Origin of the sequence: Cytobacillus sp. FSL K6-0129 (assembly GCF_038007625.1) — a bacterium.
GTDB classification, from domain to species: domain Bacteria; phylum Bacillota; class Bacilli; order Bacillales; family Cytobacillaceae; genus Cytobacillus; species Cytobacillus kochii.
On sequence record NZ_JBBOXM010000001.1, the window covers coordinates 870335 to 883906 of the forward strand.

At 36.6% G+C, this 13572-nt stretch carries 15 protein-coding genes; 4 read left to right on the forward strand and 11 right to left on the reverse strand.

Going from position 1 to position 13572, the window contains the following annotated elements; genetic code table 11:
• Positions 1–156: 156 nt before the first annotated feature.
• Positions 157–912: an exodeoxyribonuclease III gene (locus MHI57_RS04230; protein WP_095373095.1), complete on the reverse strand. Its 756-nt coding sequence runs from the start codon at positions 910–912 to the stop codon at positions 157–159.
• Positions 913–1028: 116 nt separating this feature from the next.
• Between MHI57_RS04230 and MHI57_RS04235 the strand changes: the two genes are divergently transcribed.
• Positions 1029–1469: an OsmC family protein gene (locus tag MHI57_RS04235; protein WP_307313581.1), complete on the forward strand. Its 441-nt coding sequence runs from the start codon at positions 1029–1031 to the stop codon at positions 1467–1469.
• 54 nt (positions 1470–1523) lie between these two features.
• Here the strand turns inward: MHI57_RS04235 and MHI57_RS04240 are convergent, their stop codons facing one another.
• Entirely contained in the window at positions 1524–2393 is an 870-nt protein-coding gene (locus tag MHI57_RS04240) for a LysR family transcriptional regulator (RefSeq protein WP_307313579.1), read from the reverse strand.
• Between the two features lie 116 nt (positions 2394–2509).
• Between MHI57_RS04240 and MHI57_RS04245 the strand changes: the two genes are divergently transcribed.
• Positions 2510–3424: a DMT family transporter gene (locus MHI57_RS04245; protein WP_322909448.1), complete on the forward strand. Its 915-nt coding sequence runs from the start codon at positions 2510–2512 to the stop codon at positions 3422–3424.
• 36 nt (positions 3425–3460) lie between these two features.
• A complete protein-coding gene (locus tag MHI57_RS04250; RefSeq protein ID WP_340975204.1) occupies positions 3461–3892 on the forward strand; it encodes a terpene synthase in 432 nt (143 codons plus the stop codon).
• 78 nt (positions 3893–3970) lie between these two features.
• On the opposite strand, the gene MHI57_RS04255 is transcribed toward MHI57_RS04250, so the two are convergent.
• The 8 genes from MHI57_RS04255 to MHI57_RS04290 all read right to left on the reverse strand — a co-directional run bounded on the left by MHI57_RS04255 (position 3971) and on the right by MHI57_RS04290 (position 11564).
• Entirely contained in the window at positions 3971–5245 is a 1275-nt protein-coding gene (locus tag MHI57_RS04255) for an MFS transporter (protein ID WP_157733968.1), read from the reverse strand.
• A 160-nt stretch (positions 5246–5405) separates the two neighbouring features.
• On the reverse strand, positions 5406–7778 hold the full coding sequence (locus tag MHI57_RS04260; protein WP_340975206.1) for a xanthine dehydrogenase family protein molybdopterin-binding subunit: 2373 nt from the start codon (positions 7776–7778) through the stop codon (positions 5406–5408).
• A 14-nt stretch (positions 7779–7792) separates the two neighbouring features.
• Positions 7793–8266 (reverse strand): (2Fe-2S)-binding protein, encoded by a 474-nt coding sequence (locus MHI57_RS04265; protein WP_095373088.1) that lies wholly within the window; start codon positions 8264–8266, stop codon positions 7793–7795.
• Positions 8259–9152 (reverse strand): FAD binding domain-containing protein, encoded by an 894-nt coding sequence (locus MHI57_RS04270; protein ID WP_095373087.1) that lies wholly within the window; start codon positions 9150–9152, stop codon positions 8259–8261. The genes MHI57_RS04265 and MHI57_RS04270 overlap by 8 nt, the downstream gene beginning before the upstream one ends.
• An 18-nt stretch (positions 9153–9170) precedes the next feature.
• Complete coding sequence (locus MHI57_RS04275) at positions 9171–9620, reverse strand: SRPBCC family protein (protein ID WP_095373086.1); 450 nt, start codon at positions 9618–9620, stop codon at positions 9171–9173.
• 196 nt (positions 9621–9816) lie between these two features.
• On the reverse strand, positions 9817–10440 hold the full coding sequence (locus MHI57_RS04280) for a nucleotidyltransferase family protein (protein WP_340975207.1): 624 nt from the start codon (positions 10438–10440) through the stop codon (positions 9817–9819).
• Complete coding sequence (locus tag MHI57_RS04285) at positions 10412–11209, reverse strand: XdhC family protein (protein ID WP_307313564.1); 798 nt, start codon at positions 11207–11209, stop codon at positions 10412–10414. Before MHI57_RS04285 ends, MHI57_RS04280 begins: the two co-directional genes overlap by 29 nt.
• Positions 11184–11564, reverse strand: a complete 381-nt coding sequence (locus MHI57_RS04290) for an XdhC family protein (RefSeq protein WP_307313562.1) — start codon at positions 11562–11564, stop codon at positions 11184–11186. The genes MHI57_RS04285 and MHI57_RS04290 overlap by 26 nt, the downstream gene beginning before the upstream one ends.
• Before the next feature lie 188 nt (positions 11565–11752).
• Here MHI57_RS04290 and MHI57_RS04295 point away from each other — a divergent pair, with 188 nt between their 5' ends.
• Positions 11753–12421, forward strand: a complete 669-nt coding sequence (locus tag MHI57_RS04295) for a class I SAM-dependent methyltransferase (protein ID WP_340975208.1) — start codon at positions 11753–11755, stop codon at positions 12419–12421.
• Between the two features lie 393 nt (positions 12422–12814).
• Here the strand turns inward: MHI57_RS04295 and MHI57_RS04300 are convergent, their stop codons facing one another.
• Positions 12815–13465 (reverse strand): AAA family ATPase, encoded by a 651-nt coding sequence (locus tag MHI57_RS04300; RefSeq protein ID WP_095373677.1) that lies wholly within the window; start codon positions 13463–13465, stop codon positions 12815–12817.
• Positions 13466–13572 lie beyond the last annotated feature (107 nt).

Consider the following 13572-nt stretch of genomic DNA (forward strand, 5'->3'; position numbering starts at 1 on the left):
AAGATTCTCGCACCATCTTCACAAGTTTTGCTTGCTTAGTTAACATCTATTTAATTTTACATTTGTTAGTTGCACAATAGATTGCTTTATCCTTTGTCAATTAATATGAACAACACAAAAAAATGAAGCCTTATTAGACTTCATTTCATTTTCTCCCTATATATCTAATTCTAAGAAAATCGGACAATGATCACTACCCATTGTTTGACAGTGTGCACCGGCATCTTTGATTTGTGCTTTTAATTTTTCCGACACGATAAAATAATCAATTCGCCAGCCAATATTCCGCTCTCTCACTTTGGCCATGTACGACCACCATGTATAGACATCTGTCTTTTCTGGATAAAGGTATCTAAAAGAATCGACAAACCCTGATTCAAGGAGAATTGTCATTTTCCCGCGTTCTTCATCAGTAAATCCTGAATTTCCAATATTGGACTTTGCATTCTTCAAATCAATTGTTTGGTGTGCAACATTTAAGTCCCCTGTATAAATCACCGGTTTTTCCGCCTCTAACGAAAGCAAATATGTTTTTAATTCATCTTCCCATTGTAAACGATAGTCTAATCGGGATAGATCTCTTTTTGAATTCGGTGTATATACATTTACAAGGTAAAACGTTTCAAATTCCAACGTGATAATTCTACCTTCTTCTTGTTCTTCGTTTTCCCCTACGCCATATTTTACTGATAAAGGTTTTTCTTTCGTAAAAATAGCGGTTCCTGAATAGCCCTTCTTAACAGCATAATTCCAATATTGATGATAGCCTTTTAAATCTAATTCAATTTGACCCGCTTGAAGCTTTGATTCTTGTATACAAAACACATCCGCATCCACTTCTGCAAAAAAATCGAGAAAGCCTTTCTTCACACAAGCACGCAAACCATTTACATTCCATGACACAAATTTCATGTTGCTAAACTCCCCTTTATCTCTATCTGACCCTTCTTATTCTATAGGAAGTTTGTCTTTGATAAAAGCCTTGTGATTTGCTATAGTTTTTACGTATAGTTGAAGGAGGAATACTAATGGCTGATCATCAATTTCATTTAAAAGCACACTTTCCAGGATTACGAAATAGCATCGGAACAATCGAAAGTGGACAACTGCATACAAAAGTATCTATTCCACCTGAAATGAACGGTCCAGGAGTAGGGACTAACCCAGATGAAATGCTTCTAGGTGCTGCTGCCACTTGTTATATCATTACATTAGCTGCCATGATGGAAAGAAGTAAAGTGGAAAAAAATGATTTATCGATGGACTCAACTGCAATTGTTAACGAAACGAATGGCGTCTTAACTTATAAGAAAATCATTCATAAACCAACCATCGTACTTACTAACCGTGATAATGAACGTGACAGAGATCTTGCTCTGAGATTGGCTAAAAAAGCAGAAGCATCCTGCATGATTTCACGCGCCATACAAGGCAATGTAGATATTGAACTAGAAGTAACCATTAGATAAAAGTTTTGCTTTCAATCCACGTCTCTTACAGGTATTCACTAGAGGCGTGAGGATTTAATAAAACGACGCCAACCACTTCTCCGTGATTTCTACAAATCTTTTGGCTGCTGGTGACAGATTAAACTTCATCGCTAATCCTAATGTGCGATAGCTTTCTTCCTTTAATGGCATTACCACACAATTTTTAGGAATGGTTTCTAATAATAATTCTGGCAATATGCTTACACCAAAATTATGAGCAACCATTGACTTAATTGAATCTTCTGCCATTAATTCAAAGCGAATATTTGGTTGGATCTCCGCTTTAGCAAATAAATCTTTTACTTCATGGTACCCCCCATATGTCGGCATGATAAAAGGGATATCCTTTAACTCTTGTACGCTTATTTCACTTCTTTTTGAAAAAGGATGATCTGTTGACACAATACAACGCAAACGGTCTTTTTTTAACGGAATAACATCAAAATGACTGGAGCTATCGACATTAATAAAGCCACAATCTAATTTTCCATTAAGAATCCAACGGTCAATCGCTTCATAATCTCCTTCAATTAATTCAATACGGATATGTGGGTAACTTTGCTCCATTGATTTAATGATTTCGGGTAACCAAGTAGATGAAACACTTGTAAATGTCCCTACTTTTACTGTTCCTTTCATCAAACCCGTTATTTTCGCTGCCTCTTGTTGTACTTGTTCGTCATAATGTAACACCTTACGTATACTTACAAGCATGCTTCTTCCTTCATTCGTCAATGTAAGCCCACCTCTTGAGCGATGAAAAAGCGTGAAACCTAATTCCTTTTCTAAATTAGCCATCGCATGACTGACTGCAGATTGTGTCATCCCTAGTACTTCTGCTGCTTTCGTAAAACTTTGAAGCTCAGAAACCTTGCTATAAATCTCATATTTAACTAAACTCATCTCGCTACTCCTTTTCATGAAATTATTTCATATAAACAATGAAAAAGATTCGTTTTATTAATGTTAATAGATTCATTATAATACATGTAGAAAATCATGAGAATGGAGAAATGGTTATGAGTATGCGCACGAAAGCAACGATTCTTTTAGTTGTGGTAAATTTTTTCTGGGGATTATCTTATATTTTTATGAAGATGGGAATCGCGTCGATTGAACCATTTAACCTTGTCGCATTAAGATGTTTAATTGCCTTTATAATTGCCGCTACCTTTTTTTATCGTTCTTTACGGCATGTAAATATCGAACTTTTATTTTACAGTTTTCTATTAGGCTTCTTATTATTACTTGTGTTCTCTTTAGTTACCGTTGGCTTAACGATGACAGATGCTTCTAATGCCGGATTTTTATTAAGTATGACGGTCATATTCGTTCCGGTGATCCAAAGTATTTTGCAAAGAAAGTTACCAATCGTGCCAGTTAGAATAGGCATCATCATTACATTTGTTGGTATTATCATCATGACAATTACACATTCCTTATCATTCAATTACGGTGATATTTTGTGTATGCTTTCCGCTCTCGCATACGCTATTCAAATTCTGATTATTGGAAGAGTCACTAAGGATCATGAACCTATTACAGTTGGTATCATGCAACTCGGCTTTGCTGGTATACTCGCTCTTGTTTTAAGTAGCTTTTTTGAATCACCAATCCTGCCCCAAAACACAGTTGCTTGGATGAGTATACTTGGACTAGCGATCCTATGTAGTGCCTTTGGCTTTATTTCCCAAGCAGTGGCACAAAAACATACATCACCAACACAAACGAGTTTAATGTTTTCGCTAGAACCTCTCTTCGCTGCCGGTCTAGCTGTTATTATTCTTGGTGAAGCATTTACCATTCGAGATATCATAGGTGCTTTTTTAATTATTTGTGGTGTGATTGTTGCGACATTAGGGAGTTATCGAGTGCCTGTTAAGGTAAAAACTGAGCAAACAATGGAACAAAAAACAGAAAAAATTCTACTTTAGTACAGCCATTAACTTAATATGGAAAAGAGGAAGTTTATGTTATCACTTCGTAGAGTCTTAAAATTACGTGATTTAGAAATCTTTCATGTATGGAAGCAAGAACATTTCTTATCTTATGTAATCATTGAAGATACTAGAAAACCTTTTACAATTGATGATAAAAAACTAGAGCCACTATGTTATATGGATGAAGAAGATATTGATGAGATACTAAATGTTTTCAGAATTTCTATCCTTAATGATGAAAAGTTAAACGAAGAGGATTCGGAAACACTACGATTATATTTTTCGGACTTCGTTAACAATACTCACTTAACAAATTTTATTATGAAGAAATATATTCAAGAAGGTTTGTATGAGAACAAAGACGATATAAAATCCTTTAATAAAATCCTACAAAGTATTGGTTCAAATTATATAATAGAAGAATTTGATGAAAAAAATTGGATTTATTTATCACAAGACTAAGGTTTCTTATAAAAATAGAGCCGTTCACTTCGTTCAGAACGACTCTTACTTTTTTAATTTTTTTAAAATGATTCTATATCAATAACCTTTTTTCATCAAATACACACATAATAAAAGTGAAAGAACGATAAAACTAATTAACGCCATAAAACCGCCTGTAAAAGAGCCTGTTGTTGTACTGAAAAAGCCAACAACCATTGGCCCAGCGGCTGCTACTAAATAAGATACACATCCGAATGTACCGCTTATTCTCCCCATCACTTGGGATGAAGCGACTTCATGGAGCATCGTCATGGTTATCGGTGCTGGCATGTATAATACACTTAATAGAATAATTGTAAGTAGAATAACGACTGTAGTATTCGTAGTGTATAAGAAGCCTACGAAGCAGCCTATGATGATGACACTTGCTACGGCGACAAACGCAGCCCGTTTCATCCATCTATCAGAAAGATAGCCACATACTAATTGAACGATGATGGCAAGAGCATAACCCGCTGCATTAATCATAGCTGAATTAACAAAATCAATCCCTTTTGCTTCTGTTAAATAGCTTGGCAAAAATGTAGAAAATCCAAAAAAACCGATGGAGACGCAAGCATATACTGTTGTTAATATCCAGAACAGAGGACTCGTTAAAACAGATTTAACACTTCCTGTATCGATGTTAGCAGTCTTTTTTACTCCTTGCCCCTTTTCTATATAGTTTACTTCTGCAGCATTAGTTGCATAATGTTCAGATGGTTTGTTTCTAATCATAAAAATAAATATGGCCAAACAAATAAAAGAAATAATCGCTAGTGCGAAATAACTTTCTCTCCACCCAAAAGAGGCGGCAATTAATGCGATCGCTGGAATACCAATAACTGGTCCGATTGCATTCCCTGTAAACCAAAAAGACTGTGCTTTCCCTTGTTCTTGTTGCGGAAACCACTTAGCAGTTAAGGTAAGTGCAATGGGGTATAAAACGCCTTCACCTACCCCTAGTAATGCTCTTGACCATAATAATGCCGTAACCGATGTAGCTACTCCACCGATAATCATCGCTATACCCCAAATGGCTATACCAATCATTCCACTTTTAAATGCGCCGATACGGTCGACTACAAACCCCCAGAAAAACTGCCCTAATGCGTATGTAATTAAAAAGACAGAACTTAATGTTCCCTTGATCACATTATCACTAATAGCTAAATCTTGTAAAAACTGTCTTTCTGCAAATAATATATTAATATTAGATTTATCGATCATTGAAACCGTGAACAGTAGCATTAATGGTAGTGAAATATAAATCCACCTAGCATTTGTTGCCTTTGTCATGTTTTCTTCGTGAAGTACATTTGCCTTTTGCATAGTTGAATCACTCCTTGTGAAAATTGGCATGTTAGTAGAAGAGTGATATAATAAATACACTCTTATTGATGGCTTTCCTAGTAATCTTTAAGATAGAACAGGTATCTTGCAATCAAAGGGATTTCCCACAAAATCCTTTGGAAGATACCTGTTTTTTCCTTTAATTTGTTTGTAGTGCTTGAAAAGATGCCTCTGCTTCCTTAATCCATGTTCTTAACTTATTTGGACTGATAGGTAAATCATTTGTTTTAATTTCTAATGGATGAAGTGCATCTACGATTGCATTTGCTATTGCAGCTGGTGGCGCGATGGCCCCCCCCTCACCTACACCTTTTATTCCTAGGCGATTTCTTGTTGATTTGAATTCCTGGTGTGCTTTTGCCACCGTTGGTACTTCCATCGATGTTGGTAATAAATAATCCATATAAGTACCGGTAAGCAATTGCCCTGTTTGGTCATAGACGATTTCTTCGTAAAGAGCTGAACCAATTCCTTGTGCAATACCGCCTTGCACTTGACCATCAACAATCATCGGATTAATAACCGTACCACAATCATGTACAACACTATATTTCTGTAAATCTACAAAACCTGTTTCTTTATCAACCTCCACTTGTGCCATATGAATCGAAGCAGCAAATGTAACCGTTGGAGGGGCAAAATAATGTGTTACTTCTAAGCTTGCTTCCATGCCTGCTGGTAAATTCCCTAATTTAGCAGGCAGCGCCGCTCGCCCAACATCTTGATAGGTGACAAACTTTTCAGGAGAAGTCTCTGCATATATTTTCCCTTCATCAATGACTAAATCTTCATCCGTTTTTAGCAAATGTGCGGCGATTTTTAACACTTTCTCTCTCATTTTTAATGCTGCCTCATAAATAGCTGAACCTGCATTTACTGCGCTTCGGCTTGCGTAAGTTCCTTGGCCCATTGGCAACACAGTTGTTTCGCCAACTCGAACAGTAATATTTTGCGGGTTTACACCCAATCCGTCTGCTGCAATTTGTGAAAATACTGTTTCATGCCCTTGTCCTTGAGGGGTACAGCCTAAATAAGCTGTTACATGACCAGAAGGGTCAATAGAGATATGTGCCCCTTCATAAGGTCCTGCGCCCGTACCTTCTACGTAAGAAGAGATGCCGATACCAACTAGCTTACCTTCTTTCTTCTTCTCTTCTTGTTCTTTTCTAAAAGCATCATAGTCAACTAAATCAACTGCCTTGCGTAATGCATCAGGATAATCGCCACTATCATAAATAAGCTGATGGCCATCTTTTACAAGAATTCCTTGATCATAAGGCATGTCTTCAGCTTGGATCATATTTTTCTTCATAATTTCGATTGGATCTACTTTTAATTTTCTTGCGACGATGTCGATAATTCGATCCATTACAAAGACTACTTCAGGTCTACCTGCTCCCCTAAATGGCACATTAGGTGTTTTGTTCGTTAAGATGACTTCACATTCACTATCATAATTAGGGATTTTATAAGCCCCTCTTAAATGATAAGCACTATTATAAGCACAAGTTAAGGCGAAGAAATTAACAGCACCACTATCAATCACAAAAAAATCCTTAATTGCCGTAATCGTTCCATCCTGTTTAAATGAAACTTTCACATCATGGATTTGATCCCTCGATTGCCTTGCACTTGTTAAATGCTCCATTCGGTCCTCTACCCATTTTATCGGCCTCTGCAATTTTTTAGCCAAGTAAGGAATAACAATTTCTTCTGGGTGAACTCCACCTTTTGGTCCAAATCCGCCTCCAACATCAGGTGCTGTAACACGAATACTTAGATCGGGTAATGACAAACAATGTGCTAAAGTAGATCTGATTTCATAAGGCATTTGCGAAGAAGACCAAACTCTCAGCTCTTGATTTCTTGTATCAAATTTCGCCACTACTCCTCTTGTTTCTAACGGATTTGATCCGAGTCGGGGGGTGCGAATTTTTTCATTCATTATATAGTCCGCCTCGGCAAATGCTTGCTCAACATTACCTGTTGTCACATGAAAATGGGACTGAATATTATTTTCTAAATGTTCTTGTATAAGAATTGCATCCTCTTTTCGCGCCTCATATGGGTCAACAAGGGGTTGTAGCGGCTCATAAGTTACTTCAACTAGATCAGCTGCATCTTCGGCGATGTAACGGTTTTTCGCCACAACAATTGCTACAGATTGGCCAACATATGTAACTTTATTCTTAGCTAAAATATCTTCATAGTTAAAGTTGATTGTTGGCGATATAGCCTCAACCAAATTGGGTGGTAAAAAACAATGTGATTCAAATTGCGTCAATGGTTTTAGGTCTTCAATATCTTTTGCAGTAAATATCCCATAAACACCCTTTAATGCTTTTGCAGCCTCTATATTTATGTCCACAATCTTCGCATGTGCATGAGGGCTTCTTACAAATACTGCCTCTGCCATATTGGTTAAACTAATATCACCTACAAACATGCCCGTTCCAGTTAAAAGGCGATAATCTTCCTTTCTGTGCATGCTTTTTCCGATATATTTATGCATGTTTCTCCCTCCTTTTATACCGTTTGATGTGTAACTTGCTTTACTGCTTTAACAATATTCGCATAGCCTGTACAACGGCAAAGATTTCCTGAAATGGCTTCTCGAATTTCTTCTTCTGTCGGATTCGGATTTTCTTTCGTAAATTGCGTTAATGTCATTAAGAACCCTGGTGTACAAAATCCACATTGGAGGGAATGGCAATCCGTAAATGCTTGTTGAAGAGGATTTAATTGTCCATCTTCACCAGCAAGCGATTCAACCGTTTCAATTGTAGCCCCATCTGCTTGAACAGCTAGCATTAAACAACCTCGAACCGCTTCACCGTTTAAAAGTATTGTACATGCCCCGCATACGCCATGCTCGCATCCGACATGTGTGCCTGTTAAAAATAATTCTTCTCTTAAGAAGTCTGTTAATAAGAGCCTAGGTTCTATATCTCTTTCCACTTTTTCACCATTTACATTTAAAGAAATATTAACTTTATCCAACCTTCTCTTCTCCTTCCCATGCTCTTGCTATTGCTTCTTCTATTGCACGTTTTAATAGGGTACCAATAAGTTCCCTGCGATAATCAGCACTTCCGTGCAAATCTCCTTCTGGGTCCACACACTCACTCGTTAATTCAGCTATTTCTTTTAATAAAGCTTCTGTCACTTCTTTTCCTATTAATAATTCCTCAGCTTCTTCTATTATAAGAGGAACTGGATTGACACCTCCTACAGCTAGTTGTGCCTTTTGAATAAGTCCTTGGTTATCAAGTTCAATTACTGCTGCAGCAATTGCTAAGCCAAAATCTCCATGTCTCCTCGCCACTTCTACAAAAGAATGCCCCACTCTCTCTCCTTGTGTCATAATTGGAAAGCGGATTTCTTTCACTAATTGATTTGTTTGTAATGACGTCAGGAGATAAGTGAGAAAAAAATCTTCAGGACCGACAACTTCCTCTTCATCCACTGAAGCAATCACAATCTCACCTCTTAATGTTGTCAATACACACGGTAGTTCTGCCGAAGGATCACCGTGAGCTACACTGCCACCAATTGTCCCACGATTGCGAATTTGTTTATGACCTACCCACTTAATTGCATCAATAAGCAACGGACATTTTTCTTTAATTAATAGTGAATTTTCCACTTCCACATGCCTTGTCAGTGCACCAATGGCAATATATCCATCCTCTTCACGAATATAATTTAACTCCTTTATTCCGCTCACATCGATTAAAAAGTCAGGGGTGGATAGCCTCATATTCAGTACAGGTATTAAACTCTGTCCCCCAGAAATGATTTTACAATCATCTCCGTATTCTTCTAGATAGGTTAATGCCTCATTAACACTTGACGGTTTTAAATATTTAAATTTTGATGGTTTCATGCTTGTGCCACCCTTTCGTTACGCCTTTTGTAAAGTGATTTGTTTCTCAACATCTTTAAAAAAGTTTCCAGCAATAAATTTCGCCACACCGCTCATTACTCTGCTTCCTACACCAGCAATCATGCCGCCAACTTCAGCATCACATTCCCATTTCACTTCACATTTTTCTTCATCAATTGCAGTAATATAGCAATCCATTTTTGCTTTAACAAATCCTGGTTTCCCACTCCCTTCTGCTATTAATTGATAGTGTACAGGTGCTTCGATATCTTCAAGTTTTACATTCCCTTTGTAATCCCCTTTAACTGAAGCGATGCCCAATTTCATTTCAACATCATAGGTTCCGTCCTCTTTTAACAGTAGGCTTTTGCATCCTGGAATAGCTTTTTCTAATATTTGAGGGTTATGAAGTGCATCCCAAACATCTTTATTATTTTTTTTCATTTTCACTTGACCTGATAAGATCATTATTTTCTCCCCTTTACACTTTTTGAATTGTTCTAATAGTAATAATATTAATTTTTTCAAAAAATTTTGTCAATAAAATGCGGATGTTTTTGTTTTGTTAACTAAATAACGTTTATTATATAAAACATAAATTTGTAAATAAGTTTGTTTTAGATAAAGAAATCTGTTTTTTTGTTTTGAATGTAAAACTACAATATTATTTTAGCTTTTCATACTCTTTTATTGTGTCTATATCTAATAGAATACCGTGATCATTCACTGCTATTTCTTCCTTATATGGGATGGTCTGAATAAAGTTCTTTCCACTTTGTTGTTGAATCGATTGAATCATTGTATTATTGATGTTTGCAAAATAAACAGGATGGCCAGGCGTTTGATCATATGATGGCCTTATAGATATTGGATGATTTTTATCTCTCGCTAACTGCTGCCCTCTGTGAATAATCATTTCACTTGTTTCCTTTTCTATAAAGGGGGTGTCTCCTAAAAATACGAGTGCATCTTCCTTTGGAAAGGCAACTTGGGTAAGTCCTTTGTACAGTGAAGACGATTGACCATTGGCATAATCCGAATTATAAGCCCAAGAAAAGGAAGGGTCGTTTATCTTTATTTCTTCCATAATGGTAACTGCATCATGACCAATAACAGCTATCACTTCTTTACAATGTAACTTTAATACTTGTTCAATGACATAATGAAGCATAGTTACCCCTTTAAACGGCAGCAACTGCTTCGACCGCCCCATTCGCGTAGATAATCCTGCTGCGAGAATAATTGCTTTTATTGGACGTTTATGATGATTGGTGGATAAATTCCGCACCTTGTAGAAAGCCTCCTTTATGTCTTGTTCTAACTGCAATCACTTCAGCAACAATACTAATAGCAATCTCCTCAGAGGATACGGCTCCAATATCAAGTCCAATTGGACTATGCATTCTTTGTAAGTTTGTATACGTGAAGTGACAACCTTCCAAATAAAGCTGATCGAGGATTTTGATACGTCGTGATTTCGGCCCTAAGACGCCTATATAAGGAGCCAGTGAAGATAAGGCAAATTTTAATGTCTGCTTATCTTTCTCAATATGATGATTCATAACGACAATATATGTACGATTTGTTACGCGAATACAACCTGAGAAATCCTCTGGTCTAGCTATTATTCTTTCGGCATGAGGAAACCTTTCTTCATTGTTATAAAGGCTTCTTTGATCAATGACAACCGTTTTCATCCCGCATTCGGCTGCATATTTAACAACTGGTATCGCATCATGTCCTGCACCAAACACCATCAAAGTAGGTGATGGAACAAATACATCGAAGAATATGTCTACATCTAATTCATTCTCATCTTGTATCATTAAACTTTCTGATTGCGGGTTGGATTGCCCTAACTTTTCTTTAGCAATGGATAAAGCAGCCAATTCCAATGCTTGATCATAGAAAGATCCAATTGGGGGTTGATTTTCTAGATAGCAAATCCGATAATTTTTTTGTGACAAGCTAGCTTCCGTAATGGTCATTAAAACAGCAGCTTGTTGTTGGTCAATGGCATCTAGCCAAGCATCAAAAGGAGGCAATTTCTTTTGCACATTCATCCACCTCCTCAATATTCTGTATTGTATACATTAATGGTTCAATATAGATATGAACCGTTCCTGGACAGCCAAGACCTAACCCCCATACCTCGTCTTCATCTAATTGATACGTTTTAATTATTGGGGTTTTTGTCTCTATTACTTCCTTGGCTATTTCTGCTACATCTGCTTCTAAACAGCCCCCCGATATTAATCCGACAGTAACTCCATCCTCATCGATTAGCATTTTTGCCCCTTCTTTTCGATAAGCCGATCCTTTTACTTTAATAACTGTTGCTAGCGCACAAGGAAGCTTCTTAGCTTTTAGTTTTTGTATTGCCCTCATTACTTCCAGCTGTTCATTTGTCATCGACATCACCCTCCAATGCGTATATATTTAATAGTAAAGATGAAAATTGGAATGTTTTACCTATAAAACAAAGTTTCCGATATAGAATAATATAATCGTTACTTCTTGACTATGTCAATTAAATTTTTAGAAAATTTACAATAGATTACTATTTGAAATTTTTGACTTTTTATTATGGAGGTATTCATTTGAAAAATCCTACATTATCCAATTATTGGCTTTCTCCTCACTCCCCTGAATGGTATAGGCAAATAAGCAAGAACGGGAATGCATACATTTATCCATGGCAATCTACAATTGATTCACCTATTGCAGAGAATATCTTTGATCAACTCGTCTGCTTACATACAAAAGATAAAGTCGCCCTTGATTTTGGCTGCGGTGAAGGAAGATTCACAAAAAAATATGCTTTATATGCCAAGCAAATGATTGGTGCCGATTCTTCTACGCAATTTATTCAGACGGCAATGAAGACAAAGCCCGATAATACATCCTTTATTGTTGCTCATTCAAAACATGTACTTCCTTTTAAACGAGCATTCTTTGATATTGCTATTATCCGTAAAGGGCCTACTTCCATTTATCATCATTTACCTCTTTATGTAAAAGAAGGAGGGCTCATTTTAGGGTTGCACCCTGGTGAAAATGAAGGAAAAGAGTTATCAAACTGGTTTCCTAAACTTTTTCCAAACAACCAACATAACATACCCATTCAACAACATCTCACAAAGATCTTTACAAAGGCTCCTTTCAGGAAATTTGAAATTCACCCGTATCATACGATTGAATATTTACATTCACCCCTTGATCTCATCCACTATCGTTGCTTTGGACAAAAAAAGAAATCTATGAAGTAGTTAGCTCCGACATACGAGAGATCACTAACATTTTCAAGAAACATCAAACAGTTAAAGGATTACCTATCACCTATGAACGATATATAACAATAGTACACGTGTAAATCCCTTACAATTCTATGGATTAAAGTCATTATTAGAGTAAATATTGGCCTCCCTGCAAGTAGGTAGACCCAGTTTTTATTCTCTAAGGGATAAAAGTATGATTCTTAGGTATGTGTTACTTATAACTCTAGCATGTCTTTTATTTTCAACTTTTTTTGCGGTGGTCATAATTGCTGGATTCTTCTAAAGACAAGATTGGTAACCTTATATAACACGATGACTGATCTTTGATGGAATATAAGATAATAAAAGACTAATCAGTACCTTGTTTATACAGCAAGGTACTGATTAGTCTTCTTCTTTAAATATTTCATGTAAATATCTCTCTCTATTTTCCAAGAAGTATTTCGTTATTTGGTAATGATCTGTTTCTTCATACGTTGTTTCCGCAATGCTACCTTCATCGAAATTTAAAATTGTTGCTCCTGGAAAGCCAAGTAGTATCGGAGAATGGGTGGCAATAATTAATTGGCTTTCTTCTGCTGAGACAATATCATGCATGATTCTAAGAAAAGCAAGCTGCCTTGCAGGCGATAATGCCGCTTCAGGTTCATCTAACAAATAAATACCCTCTCCATCAAAACGATTCAGAAAGAGTGATAGAAACGATTCTCCATGTGATTGTGCATGTAATGACTTGCCACCATAACCACTATATCCTGTTGGGCATTCCCGTTCTAATTCATCAATATGTGAAGAAAACTGATAAAAAGATTCGGCTCTTAAGAAAAAGCCATTTGTTAACTTCGGCATCCAAGAAAGCCTAATGTGGGCAGCTAAGGAAGATTCGGAGGCATGTAATTCATAACTATTACTTCTACTCCCTCCAGCCACATTAAAACCGCATTGATGGGCAATGGCTTCTAATAAGGTTGACTTGCCAGAACCATTATCACCTACAAAGAATGTTACAGGTGACTTAAATTGAATTTCATCCATTGATGCAATCGTGGGAATGGATAAAGGATAGGTATTTTCATGACTACTACTTATTTTCTTTATTTTTCTTAGCAAGGTCTCTCCTCCTGTTTTTAGGATGTCTCATT